This is a genomic window from Pantoea sp. ICBG 1758 (genome assembly GCF_002928325.1).
GTDB lineage: Bacteria > Pseudomonadota > Gammaproteobacteria > Enterobacterales > Enterobacteriaceae > Pantoea > Pantoea eucrina.
Genome location: NZ_POWL01000003.1, coordinates 238,326 through 257,505, shown reverse-complemented (window position 1 = coordinate 257,505; position 19,180 = coordinate 238,326). Strand labels below are relative to the sequence as shown.

General features: G+C 57.6%; 20 protein-coding genes and 1 pseudogene. 7 read left to right on the top strand and 14 right to left on the bottom strand.

What is annotated here, in order from left to right:
* Positions 1 to 10 precede the first annotated feature (10 nt).
* A complete protein-coding gene (yrbN, locus tag C1Y41_RS20465; RefSeq protein ID WP_100229640.1) occupies positions 11 to 67 on the top strand; it encodes a protein YrbN in 57 nt (18 codons plus the stop codon).
* A 16-nt stretch (positions 68 to 83) separates the two neighbouring features.
* Positions 84 to 1,982 carry a DEAD/DEAH family ATP-dependent RNA helicase gene (locus C1Y41_RS12905; RefSeq protein ID WP_094110676.1) on the top strand — a complete coding sequence of 633 codons (1,899 nt, stop codon included), beginning with the start codon at positions 84 to 86 and terminating at the stop codon, positions 1,980 to 1,982.
* Positions 1,983 to 2,052: 70 nt separating this feature from the next.
* On the opposite strand, the gene C1Y41_RS12900 is transcribed toward C1Y41_RS12905, so the two are convergent.
* On the bottom strand, positions 2,053 to 3,063 hold the full coding sequence (locus C1Y41_RS12900) for a luciferase-like monooxygenase (RefSeq protein ID WP_039382294.1): 1,011 nt from the start codon (positions 3,061 to 3,063) through the stop codon (positions 2,053 to 2,055).
* Between the two features lie 338 nt (positions 3,064 to 3,401).
* On the opposite strand from C1Y41_RS12900, the pseudogene C1Y41_RS20225 reads away from it, so the two are divergent.
* Both C1Y41_RS20225 and C1Y41_RS12890 read left to right on the top strand, forming a co-directional pair.
* Positions 3,402 to 3,627 (top strand): annotated as a pseudogene (locus tag C1Y41_RS20225) (SCP2 domain-containing protein); the annotation flags it as partial.
* A gap of 56 nt (positions 3,628 to 3,683) precedes the next feature.
* Entirely contained in the window at positions 3,684 to 4,190 is a 507-nt protein-coding gene (locus C1Y41_RS12890; protein WP_039382296.1) for a GNAT family N-acetyltransferase, read from the top strand.
* On the opposite strand, the gene C1Y41_RS12885 is transcribed toward C1Y41_RS12890, so the two are convergent.
* Positions 4,174 to 4,461 carry a GIY-YIG nuclease family protein gene (locus tag C1Y41_RS12885; RefSeq protein WP_039382299.1) on the bottom strand — a complete coding sequence of 96 codons (288 nt, stop codon included), beginning with the start codon at positions 4,459 to 4,461 and terminating at the stop codon, positions 4,174 to 4,176. The two genes, C1Y41_RS12890 and C1Y41_RS12885, sit on opposite strands and share 17 nt — an antisense overlap.
* Before the next feature lie 74 nt (positions 4,462 to 4,535).
* On the opposite strand from C1Y41_RS12885, the gene C1Y41_RS12880 reads away from it, so the two are divergent.
* Positions 4,536 to 4,958 (top strand): YhbP family protein, encoded by a 423-nt coding sequence (locus C1Y41_RS12880; RefSeq protein ID WP_104085588.1) that lies wholly within the window; start codon positions 4,536 to 4,538, stop codon positions 4,956 to 4,958.
* 295 nt (positions 4,959 to 5,253) lie between these two features.
* Here the strand turns inward: C1Y41_RS12880 and C1Y41_RS12875 are convergent, their stop codons facing one another.
* The 7 genes from C1Y41_RS12875 to argF form a co-directional block, all read right to left on the bottom strand.
* Entirely contained in the window at positions 5,254 to 5,775 is a 522-nt protein-coding gene (locus C1Y41_RS12875; RefSeq protein ID WP_039382303.1) for a type 1 glutamine amidotransferase domain-containing protein, read from the bottom strand.
* A 66-nt stretch (positions 5,776 to 5,841) separates the two neighbouring features.
* Positions 5,842 to 6,360, bottom strand: a complete 519-nt coding sequence (gene nrdG, locus C1Y41_RS12870; protein WP_052246465.1) for an anaerobic ribonucleoside-triphosphate reductase-activating protein — start codon at positions 6,358 to 6,360, stop codon at positions 5,842 to 5,844.
* Positions 6,357 to 8,495 carry an anaerobic ribonucleoside-triphosphate reductase gene (gene nrdD, locus C1Y41_RS12865; RefSeq protein WP_104085587.1) on the bottom strand — a complete coding sequence of 713 codons (2,139 nt, stop codon included), beginning with the start codon at positions 8,493 to 8,495 and terminating at the stop codon, positions 6,357 to 6,359. Before nrdD ends, nrdG begins: the two co-directional genes overlap by 4 nt.
* Positions 8,496 to 8,636: 141 nt before the next feature.
* Positions 8,637 to 9,023 carry a 2-iminobutanoate/2-iminopropanoate deaminase gene (ridA, locus tag C1Y41_RS12860; RefSeq protein ID WP_039382308.1) on the bottom strand — a complete coding sequence of 129 codons (387 nt, stop codon included), beginning with the start codon at positions 9,021 to 9,023 and terminating at the stop codon, positions 8,637 to 8,639.
* A gap of 80 nt (positions 9,024 to 9,103) precedes the next feature.
* Entirely contained in the window at positions 9,104 to 9,568 is a 465-nt protein-coding gene (gene pyrI / locus C1Y41_RS12855; RefSeq protein WP_039382309.1) for an aspartate carbamoyltransferase regulatory subunit, read from the bottom strand.
* Positions 9,569 to 9,581: 13 nt separating this feature from the next.
* Positions 9,582 to 10,517: an aspartate carbamoyltransferase gene (pyrB, locus tag C1Y41_RS12850; protein ID WP_039382311.1), complete on the bottom strand. Its 936-nt coding sequence runs from the start codon at positions 10,515 to 10,517 to the stop codon at positions 9,582 to 9,584.
* Between the two features lie 229 nt (positions 10,518 to 10,746).
* Positions 10,747 to 11,754 (bottom strand): ornithine carbamoyltransferase, encoded by a 1,008-nt coding sequence (gene argF / locus C1Y41_RS12845; protein ID WP_071669132.1) that lies wholly within the window; start codon positions 11,752 to 11,754, stop codon positions 10,747 to 10,749.
* A 163-nt stretch (positions 11,755 to 11,917) separates the two neighbouring features.
* Here argF and rraB point away from each other — a divergent pair, with 163 nt between their 5' ends.
* Positions 11,918 to 12,343: a ribonuclease E inhibitor RraB gene (rraB, locus tag C1Y41_RS12840; RefSeq protein ID WP_039382316.1), complete on the top strand. Its 426-nt coding sequence runs from the start codon at positions 11,918 to 11,920 to the stop codon at positions 12,341 to 12,343.
* A 55-nt stretch (positions 12,344 to 12,398) separates the two neighbouring features.
* A complete protein-coding gene (locus C1Y41_RS12835) occupies positions 12,399 to 13,160 on the top strand; it encodes a tRNA-(ms[2]io[6]A)-hydroxylase (RefSeq protein WP_039382319.1) in 762 nt (253 codons plus the stop codon).
* Positions 13,161 to 13,170: 10 nt separating this feature from the next.
* Here the strand turns inward: C1Y41_RS12835 and C1Y41_RS12830 are convergent, their stop codons facing one another.
* The 5 genes from C1Y41_RS12830 to pepA form a co-directional block, all read right to left on the bottom strand.
* The gene (locus tag C1Y41_RS12830; RefSeq protein ID WP_039382322.1) at positions 13,171 to 13,677 is read right to left on the bottom strand and encodes a GNAT family N-acetyltransferase; all 507 of its coding nucleotides are present in this window, start codon (positions 13,675 to 13,677) and stop codon (positions 13,171 to 13,173) included.
* Between the two features lie 67 nt (positions 13,678 to 13,744).
* The gene (locus C1Y41_RS12825; protein ID WP_104085586.1) at positions 13,745 to 16,600 is read right to left on the bottom strand and encodes a valine--tRNA ligase; all 2,856 of its coding nucleotides are present in this window, start codon (positions 16,598 to 16,600) and stop codon (positions 13,745 to 13,747) included.
* A 5-nt stretch (positions 16,601 to 16,605) separates the two neighbouring features.
* Positions 16,606 to 17,064, bottom strand: a complete 459-nt coding sequence (locus C1Y41_RS12820; protein WP_039382327.1) for a DNA polymerase III subunit chi — start codon at positions 17,062 to 17,064, stop codon at positions 16,606 to 16,608.
* Positions 17,061 to 17,294, bottom strand: a complete 234-nt coding sequence (locus C1Y41_RS12815; protein WP_104085585.1) for a hypothetical protein — start codon at positions 17,292 to 17,294, stop codon at positions 17,061 to 17,063. Before C1Y41_RS12815 ends, C1Y41_RS12820 begins: the two co-directional genes overlap by 4 nt.
* 170 nt (positions 17,295 to 17,464) lie before the next feature.
* Entirely contained in the window at positions 17,465 to 18,976 is a 1,512-nt protein-coding gene (pepA, locus tag C1Y41_RS12810; protein WP_104085584.1) for a leucyl aminopeptidase, read from the bottom strand.
* Positions 18,977 to 19,180 lie beyond the last annotated feature (204 nt).

Genomic DNA, 19,180 nt, shown 5'->3' with positions numbered 1-19,180 from the left:
ACACTTTTTGATGAAAATGACTGAAAATTTTCACGACGAGTTATGTAGACTGGCCGCCGCAATCTAAGAGGCACGTGTACTACATGACTGATATTCAAACCACTTTTGCTGATCTGGGCCTGAACGCCGACATCCTCGAATCTCTGAACGGTATGGGCTACGTTAAGCCTTCCCCAATCCAGGCTGAGTGTATTCCTCACCTGCTGGCGGGCCGCGATGTTCTGGGTATGGCGCAGACCGGTAGTGGTAAAACCGCGGCGTTCTCACTGCCGCTGTTAAACAACGTTGATCCTTCTGTCCGCGCACCACAGATTCTGGTGCTGGCACCGACCCGCGAACTGGCGGTGCAGGTGGCTGAAGCGATGACAGAATTCTCTAAACATATGCGTAACGTCAACGTCGTGGCCCTGTATGGCGGCCAGCGTTATGACGTACAGCTGCGCGCCCTGCGTCAGGGACCACAGATCGTTGTGGGTACCCCGGGCCGCCTGCTGGACCACCTGAAGCGTGGTACTCTGGACCTCTCTAACCTGCGTGGTCTGGTTCTGGACGAAGCTGATGAAATGCTGCGTATGGGCTTCATCGAAGACGTTGAAACCATCATGGCGCAGATCCCGGAAGGTCATCAGACCGCACTGTTCTCTGCAACTATGCCAGAAGCGATTCGTCGTATTACCAAACGCTTCATGAAAGATCCACAGGAAGTGCGTATCCAGTCAAGCGTGACCACGCGTCCGGATATTTCACAGTCTTACTGGACCGCTTACGGCCGTAAAACTGAAGCGCTGGTGCGTTTCCTGGAAGCAGAAGACTTTGATGCAGCCATCATTTTCGTGCGTACCAAAAACGCAACGCTGGAAGTGGCTGAAGCCTTAGAGCGCAGCGGCTACAACAGTGCCGCGCTGAACGGCGACATGAACCAGGCACTGCGTGAGCAGACGCTGGAGCGCCTGAAAGATGGCCGTCTTGATATCCTGATTGCAACCGACGTTGCGGCGCGCGGTCTGGACGTTGAGCGTATCAGCCTGGTTGTTAACTACGATATCCCGATGGATGCGGAGTCTTATGTTCACCGTATCGGCCGTACCGGTCGTGCGGGCCGCGCTGGCCGTGCGCTGCTGTTCGTTGAGAACCGCGAGCGTCGTCTGCTGCGTAACATTGAACGCACCATGAAGCTGACTATTCCGGAAGTAGAACTGCCAAACGCAGAGCTGCTGGGTGAGCGTCGTCTGGCCAAATTTGCAGCAAAAGTACAGCAGCAGCTGGAAAGCAGCGATCTGGATCAGTATCGCGCGCTGCTGAGCAAAATGCAGCCGGAAGAAGAGCTGGATATCGAAACGCTGGCGGCTGCCCTGCTGAAAATGGCTCAGGGTGAACGTCCACTGATCGTACCGGCTGACGCGCCGCGTCCGCAGCGTCGTGAGTTCCGCGATCGTGATGACCGCGCTGACCGTCCGCGTCGTGACCGCGACAGCCGTGGTGAGAGCCGTGATGGCGATCGTCCACGTCGTGAGCGTCGTGACGTTGGCGACATGCAGCTTTACCGCATTGAAGTGGGCCGCGATGACGGCGTTGAAGTTCGCCACATTGTGGGCGCTATCGCTAACGAAGGCGATATCAGCAGCCGCTACATTGGTAACATCAAGCTGTTTGGCACGCACTCCACCATCGAACTGCCAAAAGGCATGCCGGGTGAAGTTCTGCAGCACTTCACGCGCACGCGTATTCTGAACAAGCCGATGAATATGCAGCTGCTGGGTGATGCACAGCCACACGAGCGTACTGAGCGCCGCAGCGGCGGTCGTGATTTCGGTGGTGAGCGTCGCAGCAGCGCACCGCGTGGTGATGCACCACGTGGTGAAGGCGCACCGCGTCGCTTCTCCGAGCGTCGTGAAGGTGGCCGCGAAGGCGGACGCTTTAGCCGCGAAGCGGGCCGTGGCCCACGTCGCGACGAAGGCACCTCACGTCGTCGTGATGCATAATCGCTAAACGTTAAGCAATAAAAAGGGACGCCATGCGGCGTCCCTTTTTTTATCTCTTTTACTCAACCTGCTACAGCGTGCCGGCAGCTTCCATCGCCAGCGCAAATGAGCGCAGCCGCGCTTTGGGATCGAAGATCTGACCGTTGACCATGATCTCATCCGCCTGCGTTTCGCGCTGCAACGCTGCCAGACCGTGACGCACCTTTTCGCTATCGCCCACAATCGACATGCTCAGCGCCTGCTGCACGCCATACTGCTCTGACGGCGACCAGAGGCTATCCATATTTTCCACCGGCGCAGGCAGCGGGCCCGGCTTGCCGCGGCGCAGGTTGATAAACTGCTGCTGCATGGAGGTAAACAGGAAGCGCGCGTCGCGCTCACTCTCTGCCGCCACAATATTCACACAGACCATAGCGTATGGCTTAGCCAGGCGCGCCGAAGGCTGGAACTTCTCACGGTACAGATGCAGCGCCTGCAGCAGCAGATCCGGGGCGAAGTGCGAGGCAAAGGCAAACGGCAGCCCGAGCTTCGCCGCCAGCTGAGCGCTGTAAAGGCTTGAGCCGAGCAGCCACACCGGAATTTTCAGGCCGAGGCCCGGCACTGGCTGTACCGGATGATGCTCGCCTTCTTCAGCATCAAACCAGCGCAGCAGCTCAGCGACATCTTCCGGGAAGCTGTCGGCCTGGGCGCTGGAGAGATGACGGCGCAGCGCCATCATCGTGCGCTGATCGGAACCCGGTGCACGGCCCAGCCCGAGATCGATGCGACCAGGGTAGAGCGACTCCAGGGTACCGAACTGCTCGGCAATCACCAGCGGCGCATGGTTAGGCAGCATAATCCCGCCGGATCCAAGCCGCAGGGTTTCGGTATTTGCCGCGAGATACCCGATCAGCACCGAGGTCGCGGCGCTGGCAATACCGGTCATGTTGTGATGCTCAGCGAGCCAGTAGCGGTGGAAACCCAGCGCTTCCGCCTGACGCGCCAGCGCCAGTGAATGGTGAAAGGCGTCGCGCGCAGACGCGCCTTGCGGAATAGGAGCCAGATCCAGCACGGACAGGCGAACAGGTTTTTTCTCAGACATGAGTACTCCAGCAAATGATGGCGCAGGCGTTGAACAGCCTGCTGCCATAAGTATTACGCAACATTACCCATATTAAAACTGCTATTAAGGGCAGGGATGTAGCCGGATTGTGCCTTTATTAACCATTTTTCCGGAAGGTATACCCCTGCCGCTGCGCTATTTTCCTGACGCGTAATAGCAGGCTTGTTGATCTCAGCAGGGAGGACTGCGCGACAGAGATGGCATAATTGATAACCTGTTATAAATACGCAGAGCCACACCGTTCGTAACCGTACGCCGCCGGTTAGGGGAAAAAGCCTGCTGAATAGGCGTATATTGCGGGCAAAGCGGGTACGGAGATGGAAAAAACTCTTTTGCAACAACTCTTAAACGCGCAATTTCGTCATGTTTTCGCTGAAGGTGAGTTAGACTTTCTGCAAGGGCGCGGCCTGGGCGATCGGATTGCTGCGAGTCAGTTTTGCCGCATCGCCACGCTGCAGGAGGCGTCTGACCGTTTCACGCGACGCCGAAGCAGATGCCGGGTTTCGCGGCGAAGCCAACGACTTGCTGCTGGTAGCTGCTCGGGCTAAGGCAGAAGGGAAACAAAAGGCGCAGGCTTATGCGTCACGCACGGGGATGCCATGTTAATTCGTACTGAGATTGGCGTTGATGCTGCCGGCATCGACAGCCTGTTAAAACGCAGTTTTGCGACCCCAGCTGAAGCTGAACGGGTACAGCAGCTGCGCGAAGATGGATTGCTCACGCTGGGCGTGGTGGCAACCGATGATGAGGGTCAGGTGCTGGGCTATGCTGCTTTCAGTCCGGTAACGCTGCAGGGTGAAGATCGTAACTGGGTGGCGCTGGCTCCACTGGCCGTTGACAGTTCGGTACGCGGGCAGGGCCTGGCAAAGCAGCTGGTTTATGAGGGGCTCGATTCACTGAATGAATTCAGCTACAGCGCGGTCGTGGTGCTGGGCGATCCCGCATTTTACCAGCCGCTGGGCTTTGAGTCGGCGGCCCATCATGGGCTGCACTGCCGCTGGCCCGACAGCGAGGCGACATTCCAGATTTACAAGCTGGCAGACGATGCGTTCAGCGGCGCAGAAGGGTTAGTGGTATTTGCTGCGCCTTTTAACCACGCTGAGTAAACCAGGTGGTCAGACACGCCGGCTGTTGCGCTATCAGCAGCAGTTTGTGGGTACGGGCGAGTTGTTTGACCTGATACTCCAGTCGTGAAGCCGCAGCGCGGTCACCGGCAGGGCAGTGAAACATCAGCGTAAGCGGCCCTTTACCGCGCAGCGAGCGGGCGCCGCGTCCCTGCTGATGCTGCAGCAGCCGGCGCGCCACATCGGTGGTAATTCCGGTATAGATCATCCCGGCAGCGGTTTGCAGCATATAAAGCTGCCAGTTCTGTTCCATTTCTCAGACCTCAAAACAAAGCACCAGCAGTGTAACGTGCCGCCGCGTTCACGGCTATGTGCAGGGAGCGACCTTTGTCCGATCTGTCTCATTTACTGCGCTACCTGAAGAAACAGCATGTGCTTTCGCTTTGCGCCAGCGCATCGGAAGAGCTGTGGTGCGCTAATTGCTACTATCTGTTTGATGAAGCACAGATGGCATTCTGGTTGATGAGCGACACCGCCACGCGTCACGGTGCCATGATGCTGCATAACCCGCAGGTCGCAGGCACCATTAATGGCCAGCCGAAAAGTGTTCAGCTGCTTAAAGGCGTCCAGTATCGCGGACATATCCGGCTAAGCGAGGATGCGCAGGCGTTAAGCGCCTATCAGCGCCGTTTTCCGGTCGCAAAAAAAGTCACCGCGCCTCTCTGGCAGCTCACGATAGATGAGCTGAAGATGACGGATAACACACTGGGTTTTGGCAAGAAAATCAGCTGGCAGCGTATCGCATCATAAATACACCAGGGGCGCATAAATGCGCCCCCTACAGGTCGTGCAATCACAGGGGCGGCATTCATGCCGCCCTGGGTCAGATATCGTGCAACCACAGGGGGCGGCATTCATGCCGCCCTGGGTCAGATATCGTGCAACCACAGGGGGCGGCATTCATGCCGCCCTGGGGCGGGTATATCGCAAAAACCAGGGGCGCATGAATGCGCCCCCTACAGGTCGTATAATTGTAGGGGCGGCATTCATGCCGCCCTGGGTCAGATATATCATGCCGCCCTGGATACTACGGGCGGCCGGGATATTATGATGCGCTCAGTATGCGCAGCGATTCGCGGTTAAATGCCGGCAGATCTTCCGGGGTGCGGCTGGTGACCAGCTTGTCATCATCCACGACCACTTCTTTGTCGTAAAAATCGGCACCCGCGTTACGCAAATCGATCGCAATCGCTTTCACACAGGTCATCTTGCGGCCGCGCACGCCGTTGGCGCTGATCAGCAGCTGTGGACCGTGACAAATAGCGAAAATCGGTTTGCCGCTGGCAACAAACTCTTTGGTGAAATTGACAAAGCGATCGTCACCGCGCAGCGCGTCGGGGGAGTGGCCGCCCGGCAGCAGCAGTGCATCAAATTCTGCTGCACTGACGTGATCGATATCTTTATCAATCTTCACTTCCGCTTTGCCCTGTTTACCTTTCACCGTTTTTCCTGCCTGCATCTCAATGGTGACCACTTCATGGCCCGCCTGGGTGTAAGCATCCGCTGGTGAGGTAAATTCAGAATCCTCAAAATCATCGGTGATCAGAACCGCTATTTTCTTGCCCATCTTCTCTTCTCCATGTGGTTAACGAACCCAGGGTTCGTTGCATGAGTGACCTGACAAGTCTGGACGCTAATCACTGAAACGCAAGCCCGGCGGCGCAATGTCTTCCGCAGGCGGCGGCTGGCGCAACCACCAGATCTTTTGATTACGACTGCCGCGCCACTGCAGCCGTGCATCCTTTTCAGCCTCAACAAAGCGGCCATCAATCAGCACATCGATAGCGTCGAGTATCACCCGCTGAGCGGCAGAAAGCTCAGCCAGCTCATAGCCGGTCCAGAGCCAGATATCTTTACCGGGGCAGTCGCGCCGCACGCGCCGCACCAGCCGGCGAATATGCGGTACGTTGTGCGGATGCAGCGGATCGCCCCCGCTTAGCGACAGGCCCTGACGCGGCACGCGGGTATCGTTGAGATCGGCAATCAGCTGCTCTTCCATCTGCAGCGTAAAGGGTGTGCCCGTGTCGGTGCGCCAGGTGCGCGGGTTATAGCAGCCCCGGCACCGATGCTCGCAGCCCGCGACAAACAACGTGCAGCGCGTGCCCGGCCCGTTCACCACGTCAATATCATAATAGCCATGAATACGCATCATTTCGGCAGGCCGCCACTCATGTGCTTCACGCGTCGCTGCACCTCCTGCTGTTTACCGGCATTGAAGGGGCGGGCGTCCGGGCTGCCAAGATAGCCGCAGACGCGGCGCGTGACGGAGACCCGGGCAGGGTCGCGATTGCCACAGGCGGGACAGGTAAAGCCTTTGCTGGTGCAGCTGAACTCGCCGCTGAAGCCGCAGGCGTAGCACTCATCGATCGGCGTATTGGTGCCGTAGTAGGGCACGCGGTGATAGCTGTAGTCCCAGACATCTTCCAGCGCTTTCAGGTTGTGCTGCAGGCTGGGATATTCGCCGTAACAGATAAAGCCGCCGCTGCTGATGGCCGGATAGGGCGCTTCAAAATCGATTTTGTCGTACGGATTCACCTTCTTCTCTACATCAAGGTGGAAGCTGTTGGTGTAGTAGCCTTTATCGGTCACGCCCGGAACCACACCAAATTCCGCTGCATCGAGGCGACAGAAGCGATCGCACAGGTTTTCGCTCGGCGTGCTGTAGAGGCTAAAGCCGTAGCCGCTCTCCGCTTTCCACGCGCTGGCCGCTGCGCGCAGGCGGGAAACAATCGCCACGCCTTTTGCCTGCAGCGTGGGCGAATCGTAAGGGTGCTGCGCATTACCGCTCAGCGCATTCAGCGTCTCATGCAGACCAATAAAGCCAAGCGAAACCGACGCGCGTCCGTTGCGGAACAGAACGCCAATCTCTTCATCAGCCTGCAGCCGTATGCCGCACGCTCCCTCCATGTAAAGAATCGGCGCCACGCGCGCTTTGGTGCGTTCAAGACGCGCGATACGCGTCATCAGGGCCTGCTTTGTCAGCGCCAGCCGCTTATCGAGCAGTTGCCAGAAGCGGTCATCAATGCCCTGTGCCTCCAGCGCAATGCGCGGCAGATTGATCGTTACCACGCCAAGGTTGCAGCGCCCGTCATGTACCGGCTCTCCCTGCTCCTCGTAGCAGTCAAGGAAGCTGCGGCAGCCCATTGGCGTTTTAAATGAGCCGGTCACCGCCACAACCTGGTCATAATTGAGGATGTCGGGGTACATACGTTTAGCAGCGCAGCGCAGCGCCAGCTGTTTGATATCGTAATTCATGTCGCCTGGTCGCCGGTTTATGCCGTCGCGGATGGCAAATACCAGCTTGGGAAATACCGCCGTTTTATGATTTTTACCCAGTCCGGCGATCCGGTTATGCAGAATCGCCCGCTGGATCATGCGCGCGGCTTCACAGGTGCCAAGCCCGAAGCCAAAGGTCACAAAGGGGGTCTGGCCATTGGCGGTGTGCAGCGTATTGACTTCATATTCCAGCGACTGAAACGCGTCAAAGCACTCTTTTTCAGTGCGTTCACGGGCATACGCTTCAGCGCTTTCGATCTGCCACGCCGCGGCAATCCGGCGATGCTTCGCCATGCTTAATTCCACAAACGGCGCCAGCACTTCATCAATGCGGTTAAGCGTCGTGCCGCCATAAATATGGCTGGCGACCTGCGCGATGATCTGCGCGGTAACGGCGGTGGCGGTGGCGATCGATTTCGGCGGCTCAATCTCTGCATTGCCCATTTTGAAGCCCCGGGTCAGCATGCCGCGCAGGTCGACCAGCATGCAGTTGAACATCGGGAAAAAGGGGGCGTAATCGAGATCGTGATAGTGGATCTCGCCGCGATCGTGCGCCTCGGCCACCGCGCGCGGCAGCAGATGCCGCTGCGCATAATGTTTTGCCACGATGCCCGCCAGCAGGTCGCGCTGGGTCGGGATGACATTACTGTCTTTGTTCGCATTCTCATGCAGCAGCGCGGTGTCGGTCTGCTCCACCAGCCCCCTGATGGCGTGATGCAGCCGGCTGCGCTGCTCGCGCGCCCGGTCCCGGTCGTGGCGATACTCAATCCACGCGCGCGCCACCGCCGGTTTACCGGCATGCATCAGCGCCTCTTCAGCCGCCAGCTGGATCTCATGGATATCGACTTCCGCGCGCGCGGCCAGCTGCTGACCAATCTGCTCAGCCAGCGCCCGGCACCAGGCAGGATCGCACTGCGCCACTGCCTCTGCCGCCGCCGCAATGGCCTGTTCAATACGCTGTATATCAAAGGGGACTCTGCAGCCGTCGCGTTTTATAACCGTCGTCGCCATTTACCACTCCTGAGCTATATATAGATATTTCAGGTAGTGTAATGACTATATGTTGTGTTCAGGCGGGATTAATTGCGTATGGCTTGATATGCCGCAAGGAAGTGGTGAGTCCCCCCTCCCGGCCGGGAGAGGGGCAGGGGATCAGCGACGTACGGCGATCGCTTCAATCTCAATTTTGACATCTTTAGGCAGGCGGGCGACCTCGACACAGGAGCGCGCCGGGAAGCTGGCCTGATGCTCAGTAAAAAACGCCTCGTAAGTGGCGTTAACCGTGGCAAAGTCGTTGAGGTCTTTGACAAAGACCGTGGTTTTGACAATGTCGCCAACCTGCAGACCGGCTGCTTCAACAATCGCTTTGACATTCTCCAGCGACTGGCGCGCCTGGGCTGCCACATCATCGGCGACCGCGCCGGTTGCCGGATCGACCGGGATCTGTCCGGAGGTGATAATCATGCTGCCGAGATCTACGCCCTGCACATAGGGACCGATAGCGGCGGGAGCCTGTTCCGTACTGATTTCGCGAGACATCGTTTCTCCTCAGAAGTGCGCGGCCAGCGGGGCGCTCGCCGCGTAAGCAAGGGTTCCCATTATAGGGAGCGGTCAGATGATTACCAGTGACCCAGCACCACATGGCGGGCAAACGACTTCTCGCAATATTTACACTGCAGGTGGATATCATCTTCACGCTGCTTTACCGCAAAGCTGGAGAAAACCGGCTCGCTGCGGCTGATACAGTTGCTGTTCGGGCAGGTCAGCACCTGCTCAATGCGCGCCGGCAGCGTTGGGGTAATTTTGGCCACCACCTCATACTCTTCGATACGGTTTACCGTAGCGTGCGGCGCATAAAACGCCAGCTGATTGATCTGATCTTCAGTAAGAAAAGTATTCTCGATTTTGATCAGATCCTTACGTCCCATCTCGCCGGAAGGAAGGTTAAGGCCGATGGTAATACGCTGCTCGGTTTCCGTCAGGCGGAACAGCGACAGCAACGTAAATCCCGTCTGGGCCGGAATATGATCGATTACCGTGCCGCGTTTAATCGCTTCTACCTGCAGTTTATTATCCTGGGTCATGATCGTCGGCTCCTTAGTCTGTCAGTTCGCTATTCAGTACCAGCGCCAGAAGCGCCTGGCGGGCAAAAATGCCGTTCCCCGCCTGCTGGAAATACCAGGCATGGGGCGTGCTGTCGACGTCGGTGGCGATCTCATCCACGCGCGGCAGCGGATGCAGCACCTTCATATTGCCGCGCGCGCCGTGCAGATCGGCGGCGCGCAGAATGAACTGTGCCTTAACATTGGCGTACTCTGACGGATCGAGACGCTCTTTCTGCACCCGTGTCATATAAAGAATGTCGAGTTCAGGCAGCACCTCTTCAATGCTGTCGTGCCGCGTCCAGACGATGTTCTGTTCATCCAGCATATCGGTAATATAGGCGGGCATGGCGAGTGCTGACGGGGCGATAAAGTAAAAACGGTTGCCGGTGAATTTTGCCAGCGCCTGCGTAAGCGAGTGCACGGTACGGCCATATTTCAGATCGCCGACCATCGCGACGCTGAGGTTATCAAGCCGCCCCTGCGTTTCACGGATGGTAAAGAGATCGAGCAGGGTTTGCGTCGGATGCTGATTCGCACCATCGCCGGCGTTGAGGATCGGTACGCCGCCGGAAAATTCCGTGGCCAGACGCGCCGCACCCTCCTGCGGATGGCGCATCACGATAGCGTCAACGTAGGTGCCGATGACGGAAATGGTGTCGGCCAGCGTTTCGCCTTTCTTGCCCAGCGAGGTGTTACCGCCGTCGGCGAACCCGACCACCGATGCCCCCAGGCGATGCATCGCCGTCTCAAACGAGAGGCGGGTCCGGGTAGAGGCTTCGAAAAAACAGCTGGCAATCACATTATGCTTCAGCAGCTCAGGCTGCGGCTGCGCCTTAAGCCGGGCAGCGGTATGCAGCACCAGCTCCAGTTCATCGCGATTAAGATCGTTGATGGAAATGATGTGTTTGCGATATAGCGGGTTAGCCATAGCTTTCTCCTCAGTGCTGCCGGATAGCGGACAAAAAAAAGCCCCTTTACAGGGGCTTTATAACGATCGGTGAATAGCGGAAAGAAACAGCGGTGCCGCCTGCGTTCAGGCGGACGGGAGCGGCAAAATGTGGCTGGCGCTGTGGCATATTTCCTCCGGCAAATTGTGGCGCATTATACGCATTCGCGGGCGGGCAGCAAGCGCTAAGTAAACGTTTGCCTGGCGTTAATCAGCGCTGAGCCAGCGTGGCCACCATCACTGCTTTAATGGTGTGCATGCGGTTTTCCGCCTGATCGAATACCACGCTGTGCGCCGACTCAAATACCTCGTCGCTGACTTCCATTCCGGCTTCCAGTCCGTACTGCGCCGCCAGCTGCTGGCCCAGCGTGGTTTTGTCATCGTGAAAAGCGGGCAGGCAGTGCAGAAACTTCACCTGCGGATTACCGGTCAGCGCCAGCATCGCGCTGTTAACCTGATAGGGGCGCAGCAGAGCGATACGCTCTTCCCACACCGATTTCGCCTCGCCCATAGAGACCCAGACGTCAGTATAGATAAAGTCTGCACCCTGCACGCCTTCGGCGATATTCTCCGTCAGCGTAATTTTGCCGCCGGTTTGCGCCGCCGCTGCCCGGCACGTCTCTACCAGCCCGCTCTCCGGCCAGCACGCTTCAGGCGCTACCAGACGCAAATCGAGCCCCGTCAGCGCGGCGGCCTCCAGCATGCTGTTGCCCATGTTATTGCGCGCGTCGCCCACATACACCAGCGTCATGTCGCTCAGCGCTTTACCCGGCAGCTGCTCCTGCATCGTGAGCAGATCGGCCAGCAGCTGCGTAGGATGAAACTCATCGGTCAGACCGTTCCACACTGGTACACCGGCGTGTTCAGCCAAAGTTTCCACCAGCGCCTGACCATAGCCGCGATACTGAATACCGTCATAGAAGCGTCCCAGCACCCGGGCGGTGTCTTTCATCGACTCTTTATGCCCAATCTGACTGCCGCCCGGCCCGAGATAGGTCACGTTTGCACCCTGATCGTAAGCGGCAACTTCGAAAGAGCATCGGGTACGGGTCGAGTCTTTTTCGAAGATGAGCGCAATATTTTTGCCGGTAAGGTAGCGCGGTTCACTGCCGCTTTTTTTGGCCTGCTTTAATTCAGCGGCCAGCGACAGCAGGCTGGCGATCTCTGCCGGAGTAAAATCCAGCAACCGCAGGAAATGTTTCGAATATAACTGGCTCATGCTTTGCTCCGTAAGCTGCTTAATAATGAATTAAAATTCAATTTAATGGTATGAATATTCATTTTCAACCCCGGCGCAAATAAACTTTCTGTTTTGTGTAGTGGCGCGCGAGGCAGTATGGGAAAATAATTGCATTCACTGCCACCATTTTGAGGACTCACACATGGCATACGAAGCATTGCTGGAAGAACAGCGCGAAGAGACGCGTCTGATCATCGAAGAGCTGCTGGATGACGGAAGCGATCCGGACGCGCTCTACACCATTGAACATCATCTCTCCTGCAACAACTTCGACTCGCTGGAAAAAGCGGCAGTTGATGCGTTTAAGCTGGGCTATGAAGTCACCGAGCCGGAAGAGCTGGAGCTGGAAGATGGCACCACGGTAATGTGTGTGGATATCCTCAGCGAATCTGCCCTGAAACCTGAACTGATCGATGCGCAGGTTGAGCAGCTGGTGAACCTGGTGGGCAAATACAACGTCGATTATGACGGCTGGGGTACCTACTTCGAAGATCCCAACGCGGAAGATGACGAAGACGAAGATGAAGAGATGGACGACGACGGCGAGGATAACGGCGTCCGTCACTGATTGTACCGGGCGGCGCCTGTCGCCCGTTTCACTTACCTGCCTGTAAAGACCACCGATGAATTACGCCCCGCTATTAGCACCCATCCACCAGTTCCTGCACTGTCGCACGCCTGAGGCGTGGATCGCAGAGGCGCGCAAACCGGAAAATCTTACGCTGCTGCTGACCGATCACATGGTATGTGAGCTGAAAGCGGCACAGACCGCCGTATGGCTGATCCGTAAATATGTGGCAGATAAACCGAGCGGTGAGGCGATTCTGGCGTGGCTCGAACCTTATGAGGCGTTTGTCTTTGGCGAAGCGCACAGCAGCGACTTCATCAATGCGCATAAAAATCTGACCAAAAGCGTTATCGTGCGCAACGAACTGCCGTGGGCGGATGAGATGGTGGAGAAGATGGTGCTGCTGATCAAAGAGGAGCTGCACCACTTTTATCAGGTATGGGAGATCATGCAGGCGCGCGGTCTGATTTACCGCAAAATCACCGCCAGCCGCTATGCAAAAGGGCTGCTGCGGGAGGTCACCACCCATGAGCCCGATACGCTGGTGGATAAGCTGATTTGCGGCGCCTATATTGAAGCGCGCTCCTGCGAACGGTTTGCCAGCCTGGCACCGCATCTGGATGCGCAGCTGGAGAAGTTCTATATCTCGCTGCTGCGTTCAGAAGCGCGTCACTATCAGGACTACCTTGCGCTGGCAGCGCAGATCTCACCGCGCGATATTACACCGCGCGTGCAGGCGATCGGCGCAGCGGAAGCGCGCCTGATCGGCGAGCCGGATACGGAGCTGCGCTTTCACAGCGGCGTGCCCGCGTTCTGAGTGCGGGCTTCTACGCCAGCGTTTTAAGCATCCGCACTTCGCAATCGACGTGACCGGTACAGCCCATGGCGCGGTCAATGTGCGTAAATCCCAGCGCTTCATAAAGCGCAATCGCCCGCGTCAGGCTGGCGGTGGTCTCCAGATAGCAGCGGCGGAACCCCTGCGCCTGGGCAAACGCCAGCGCGCGCAGCGCCAGTTCACGCGCCAGGCCGAGCCCGCGCACCTGCGGCAGAAAATACATCTTCTGGAGTTCGCAGATATCGGGCGCGCTGCACGCCAGCGGCGCAATGCCGCCGCCGCCCACGACGCTGCCTTCCAGCTCCACAATCCAGTAGGCGCTCCCTGGGGTACTGTAGAGTTCAAACAGGCTATCAAGCTGGGGATCGGCGACGGTATAGCCTTTATCCGCGGTCAGGCCAAACTCGGCTGACACCGTGCGGATCACCTGTGCAATCGGCTGGTTGTCCGCGGCGCAGATCGGGCGGACCTGCAGATTCAGTGAGGTGAGGGTGCTCATGGCAGAATTCCGGTAATAAAAAAGCCGGGCAGAGCCCGGCTTCGGTTAACGAACAGGTCTTAAGCGCTTACAATGCCGCAATCACGCCCTGCTGTTCAATCAGTTTTGCTTTTGACTGCTCCATCTCCGCCACGCGCTCGCGCTCTTTCGCGACCACCGCTTCCGGAGCGCGCGACACAAAGCCTTCGTTCGCCAGCTTGGTCTGGATCTTCTCAATCTCAACATCCAGCTTCAGCAGCTCTTTTGCCAGACGCTCCAGCTCCGCCTCTTTGTTGACCAGATCGGCCATCGGGATCAGCAGCTCTGCGCCCTCGACGATCTTGGTCACAGAGACCGGGCCTTTGTCGCCCGCCGGCAGGATCGTCAGGCTCGCGAGACGCGCCAGGCGGGAGAGGAAGTTGCGGTTCTCTTCCACGCGACGCTGTGCGTCAGCGGAGCAGTCGCGCAGCAGCACATCCAGCGGCTTGCTCGGCGCGATGTTCATCTCAGCACGGATATTACGTACCGCGACAATCGCCTGTTTCATCCACTCAATGTCTGCCTGCGCTGCGGCATCCTCATTCGCCGCGTCATACTGCGGGAACGGCTGCAGCATAATGGTGTCATGATCGATGTTTTTCAGCACTTTTACGCGCTGCCAGATAGTTTCCGTAATAAACGGAATAATCGGGTGTGCCAGACGCAGCAGGGCTTCCAGCACCGTTACCAGCGTGTTGCGCGTGCCGCGCAGCTCCGCTTCGCTGCCGCTGTTCATCACCGGCTTGGTCAGCTCCAGATACCAGTCGCAGAACTGATTCCAGGTGAAGTCATAGAGAATATTGGCCGCGATATCGAAGCGATAGCTGTCCAGCGCCTCACGGTACGCTTTCACCGTGCGGTTAAACTCGCTCAGGATCCAGCGATCCGCCAGCGACAGCTTCAGTTCGCCACCCTGCTGACCGCAATCCTGATCTTCGGTATTCATCAGCACAAAGCGGCTGGCGTTCCACAGCTTATTACAGAAGTTGCGATAGCCTTCAAGACGCTTCATATCCCAGTTGATATCGCGTCCGGTTGAGGCCAGCGCGGCCAGCGTAAAGCGCAGGGCGTCAGTGCCTGATGGCACGATGCCGTCCGGGAACTGCTTCTCGGTGCGCTTGCGGATTTTTTCCGCCAGCTGCGGCTGCATCATGTTGCCGGTACGTTTCTCCAGCAGCGCTTCCAGCGAAATCCCATCAACCATATCGAGCGGATCGATGACGTTGCCTTTCGACTTCGACATCTTCTGTCCCTCTTCATCGCGGATCAGACCGGTCATATAGACGGTCTTAAACGGCACCTGCGGCTTGCCGTTTTCATCTTTGATAAAGTGCATGGTCAGCATGATCATGCGCGCGATCCAGAAGAAGATAATGTCGAAGCCGCTCACCAGCACGCTGGTGGGGTGGAAGGTGCGCAGCGCTTCGGTGTTCTCTGGCCAGCCAAGAGTAGAGAAGGTCCACAGGCCGGAGGAGAACCAGGTATCCAGCACGTCATCATCCTGACGCAGCGCCACGTCTGCAGCCAGATTATTTTCCTGACGCACTTCTTCTTCGGTGCGGCCGACATAGACGTTGCCGTCGTTGTCATACCACGCCGGAATGCGATGCCCCCACCAGAGCTGGCGTGAAATACACCAGTCCTGAATATCGCGCATCCAGGAGAAGTACATATTTTCATACTGCTTCGGTACAAACTGGATGTCGCCGTTCTCTACCGCTTCTACCGCAACTTTCGCCAGCGGGGCAGTACGCACGTACCACTGATCGGTCAGCATCGGCTCAATCACCACGCCGCCGCGATCGCCGTACGGCACCGTCAGGTCGTGTGGCTTGATCTCATCCAGCAGGCCCGCTTCATCCACGGCAACGACAATCGCTTTACGCGCGGCAAAGCGCTCCATACCCTGAAACGCCGCCGGGATTTCATCGGAGCAGGCGGTGCTCGCTTCACCGTTGGTGTCAAACACCTCGGCACGGCTGCGGATATCGCCGTCAAAGGTCAGAATGTTGATCATCGGCAGCTTGTGACGACGACCCACTTCATAGTCGTTGAAATCGTGCGCCGGGGTGATCTTCACGCAGCCGGTGCCTTTTTCCATATCGGCGTGCTCATCACCCACGATCGGAATGCGACGATCTACCAGCGGCAGGATCAGCTCTTTGCCGATCAGATCTTTATAGCGTGGATCTTCCGGATTGACGGCAACGCCGGTATCGCCCAGCAGGGTTTCCGGACGGGTGGTGGCGACAACCAGATAATCTTTGCCGTCTGCCGTGGTCGCGCCATCCGCCAGCGGATAGCGGATATGCCACATCGAGCCTTTGCTTTCGCGGTTTTCTACTTCCAGATCGGAGATAGCGGTGCGCAGTTTAGGGTCCCAGTTTACCAGGCGTTTGCCACGGTAGATCAGGTTCTCTTTATAAAGGCGCACAAAAACTTCTTTCACCGCATTTGAGAGGCCGTCATCCATGGTGAAGCGCTCGCGCTCCCAGTCCACGGAGTTGCCGAGGCGGCGCATCTGGCGGGTAATAGTGCCGCCTGATTCCGCTTTCCACTCCCAGATTTTATCGATAAAGGCGTCACGACCATAATCCTGGCGCGTTTTCCCCTCTTCGGCGGCGATCTTACGCTCTACAACCATCTGCGTCGCAATACCGGCATGGTCAGTGCCCGCCTGCCACAGGGTATTTTTACCCTGCATGCGCTGGTAGCGGATCATGGTATCCATAATGGTCTGCTGGAAGGCGTGACCCATATGCAAGCTGCCGGTGACGTTCGGCGGCGGGATCATGATGCAAAAGCTTTCCTGGCTGGTGTCGCCATTCGGTTTAAAGTAGCCCTGCTGTTCCCAGTGCTCGTAGAGCGGCTGCTCGATATCTTGCGGGTTATATGTCTTGTCCATTTCTGCTATGTCGTTTGCGGCGGGGGTGGTGGCGCCGTTTTCAGTTGGAAACCAACGCTACGATAGGCTTTATAGCGATCGCGCGCCGGTTGTTTCAGGGATTCTTCATACGGTACGAAGTCTATCACTTCATGGAAAGCGGTGGCAAAATCTGCGAATGCCGGCAGCAGGCTGATCAGCAAATCGCGCGGCGCACTGCTGCGGCGCTGCGGCCAGGCAAGCTCTACCGGCGCACCGTAACGCGGGCCTTCACCCGCCAGATTATGTGGCACAAAGGCGTTAGCCGGGCGCTGCCACAGCGCCTCATCCAGCCGGTTCGCCTGCGCTTCGCTTTCACAGGCGATCAGGATACGTTTGCCTTCACGCCAGCGGGTAGCAGCCAGATCGCACACCAGCGCTTCAATAGCGCTAAGGCCATCACTGGCGCTTTCTGACTCTAAAACATAGAAGGTGGCGTTTTTCATGGCGGGCTAAATTCCATCAGTAACAACAGAGAGCATTGTGCGTCAGCGCGCGGCGTGCGTCCAACATTAAGGCCGATATCAGCAGCAGGAATGTTGTTGATGGCGTCATCACGTCCCGTACGCGCGTCAACCCGGGCGCCATGAATGGCGTCATCACGTTCCGCACGCGCATCAAACCGGGCGCCATGAATGGCGCCCCTACAGGGGAAATGCCGCCACAGGGGGCGCATTTATGCGCCCCTGGTCAAACACCGCGCCATTTTGAACGTTATCACGTCTCGCGCGCGCATCACCCCCGGGCGCCATGAATGGCGTCATCACGTTCCGCACGCGCATCAAACCGGGCGCCATGAATGGCGCCCCTACGGGGGAAATGCCGCCACAGGACGCGCAATACCGATTAATCGTCGCCGTTCAGACCCGCACGGTTCAGCAGGAACTGAGAGAGCATCGGTACCGGACGACCGGTAGCGCCTTTGGCTTTACCGGAGCGCCATGCGGTGCCGGCGATATCGAGGTGCGCCCAGTTATATTTGCGTGCAAAACGCGCCAGGAAGCAGGCGGCCGTAATCGCACCGCCCGGACGTCCGCCGATATTCGCCATATCGGCAAAATTCGACTCCAGCTGCTCCTGATACTCATCGGCCATCGGCAGCCGCCACGCGCGGTCGCCTGACTGTTCAGAAGCGCTGATCAGCTCATGCGCCAGCGGATTGTGATTCGAAAGCAGGCCGCTGACGTGATGACCCAGCGCAATTACGCAGGCACCGGTCAGGGTCGCCACGTCAATCACCACTTCAGGCTCAAAACGTTCAACGTAGGTGAGGGCGTCGCACAGCACCAGACGACCTTCAGCATCGGTATTCAGCACTTCCACCGTCTGGCCTGACATCGTGGTCAGAACATCGCCCGGGCGCATTGCGCGGCCATCCGGCATGTTTTCACAGCCCACCAGCACGCCCACGACGTTCAGCGGCAGATTGAGTTCTGCCACCATGCGCATTACGCCATAGACCGAGGCCGCGCCGCACATATCATATTTCATCTCATCCATGCCTTCAGCAGGCTTGATAGAGATGCCGCCGGCGTCAAAGGTCAGCCCTTTACCCACCAGCACAATAGGACGCGCGTCCGGATCGCTGTTGCCTTTGTACTCAATGACCGACATCAGCGACTCATTGTGCGAACCGGCACCAACTGCAAGATAGGCATTCATGCCCAGCTCTTTCATCTGCTGTTCGCCGATAACACGGGTCGTGACGTTTTTGCTGTAAGCGTCCGCCAGCTGGCGTGCCTGCGAAGCGAGATAGGCCGCATTACAGATATTTGGCGGCATGTTGCTGAGATCTTTTGCCGCTTTCACGCCGGCTGCTACGGCAAGGCCATGCTGAATAGCGCGCTCACCGCTGGTGAGTTCGCGACGCGTCGGGACGTTGAACACCAGCTTGCGCAGCGGACGACGCGACTCAACTTTATTGCTTTTCAGCTGATCAAAGTTGTAGAGCGCCTCTTTCGAAGTTTCGATAGCCTGGCGCACTTTCCAGTAGGTGTTGCGGCCTTTAACATGCAGTTCGGTCAGGAAGCAGACCGCTTCCATGGAGCCGGTGTCATTCAGCGTGTTAATGGTCTTCTGGATCACCTGCTTATACTGACGCTCGTCCAGCTCGCGCTCTTTGCCGCAGCCAATCAGCAGAATACGTTCAGAGAGAATATTCGGCACATGGTGCAGCAGCAGCGTCTGGCCGACTTTGCCCTCCAGTTCGCCGCGGCGCAGCAGCGCACTGATATAGCCGTCGCTGATTTTATCCAGCTGTTCGGCAATGGGCGATAAACGGCGCGGCTCAAAAACGCCTACAACAATGCAGGCGCTCCGCTGTTTTTCCGGGCTGCCGCTTTTTACACTGAACTCCATGCACTCTCCTGAATCTTAAAGACAACGGCCGTAGCTGTCGTTAGAATGTAGCGCGTTCGTCACCCATTATTTGGCGCGACGCCATGACAATTTAACGCCGCTGGTCATAATGAGTGGGGTGACAATATGATATTTTTTCACCACCCTGACGCATTAACAGACCATTTTAGCGACCAATACGGCCATTGATGAAGAAAAATGGCT

Coding starts and splice junctions, on each gene's coding strand:
- pyrB (WP_039382311.1), bottom strand. CDS start 10,517: ATGGCTAACCCGCTATATCGCAAACACATCATTTCCATCAACGATCTT.
- nrdG (WP_052246465.1), bottom strand. CDS start 6,360: ATGATGCGTATTCATGGCTATTATGATATTGACGTGGTGAACGGGCCG.
- pyrI (WP_039382309.1), bottom strand. CDS start 9,568: ATGACCCAGGATAATAAACTGCAGGTAGAAGCGATTAAACGCGGCACG.
- C1Y41_RS12890 (WP_039382296.1), top strand. CDS start 3,684: ATGTTAATTCGTACTGAGATTGGCGTTGATGCTGCCGGCATCGACAGC.
- C1Y41_RS12825 (WP_104085586.1), bottom strand. CDS start 16,600: ATGGACAAGACATATAACCCGCAAGATATCGAGCAGCCGCTCTACGAG.
- C1Y41_RS12905 (WP_094110676.1), top strand. CDS start 84: ATGACTGATATTCAAACCACTTTTGCTGATCTGGGCCTGAACGCCGAC.
- C1Y41_RS12875 (WP_039382303.1), bottom strand. CDS start 5,775: ATGGGCAAGAAAATAGCGGTTCTGATCACCGATGATTTTGAGGATTCT.
- C1Y41_RS12885 (WP_039382299.1), bottom strand. CDS start 4,461: ATGGAACAGAACTGGCAGCTTTATATGCTGCAAACCGCTGCCGGGATG.
- C1Y41_RS12835 (WP_039382319.1), top strand. CDS start 12,399: ATGAATTACGCCCCGCTATTAGCACCCATCCACCAGTTCCTGCACTGT.
- pepA (WP_104085584.1), bottom strand. CDS start 18,976: ATGGAGTTCAGTGTAAAAAGCGGCAGCCCGGAAAAACAGCGGAGCGCC.
- C1Y41_RS12815 (WP_104085585.1), bottom strand. CDS start 17,294: ATGCGCCCCCTGTGGCGGCATTTCCCCTGTAGGGGCGCCATTCATGGC.
- ridA (WP_039382308.1), bottom strand. CDS start 9,023: ATGTCTCGCGAAATCAGTACGGAACAGGCTCCCGCCGCTATCGGTCCC.
- nrdD (WP_104085587.1), bottom strand. CDS start 8,495: ATGGCGACGACGGTTATAAAACGCGACGGCTGCAGAGTCCCCTTTGAT.
- C1Y41_RS12830 (WP_039382322.1), bottom strand. CDS start 13,677: ATGAGCACCCTCACCTCACTGAATCTGCAGGTCCGCCCGATCTGCGCC.
- C1Y41_RS12820 (WP_039382327.1), bottom strand. CDS start 17,064: ATGAAAAACGCCACCTTCTATGTTTTAGAGTCAGAAAGCGCCAGTGAT.
- rraB (WP_039382316.1), top strand. CDS start 11,918: ATGGCATACGAAGCATTGCTGGAAGAACAGCGCGAAGAGACGCGTCTG.
- argF (WP_071669132.1), bottom strand. CDS start 11,754: ATGAGCCAGTTATATTCGAAACATTTCCTGCGGTTGCTGGATTTTACT.
- C1Y41_RS12900 (WP_039382294.1), bottom strand. CDS start 3,063: ATGTCTGAGAAAAAACCTGTTCGCCTGTCCGTGCTGGATCTGGCTCCT.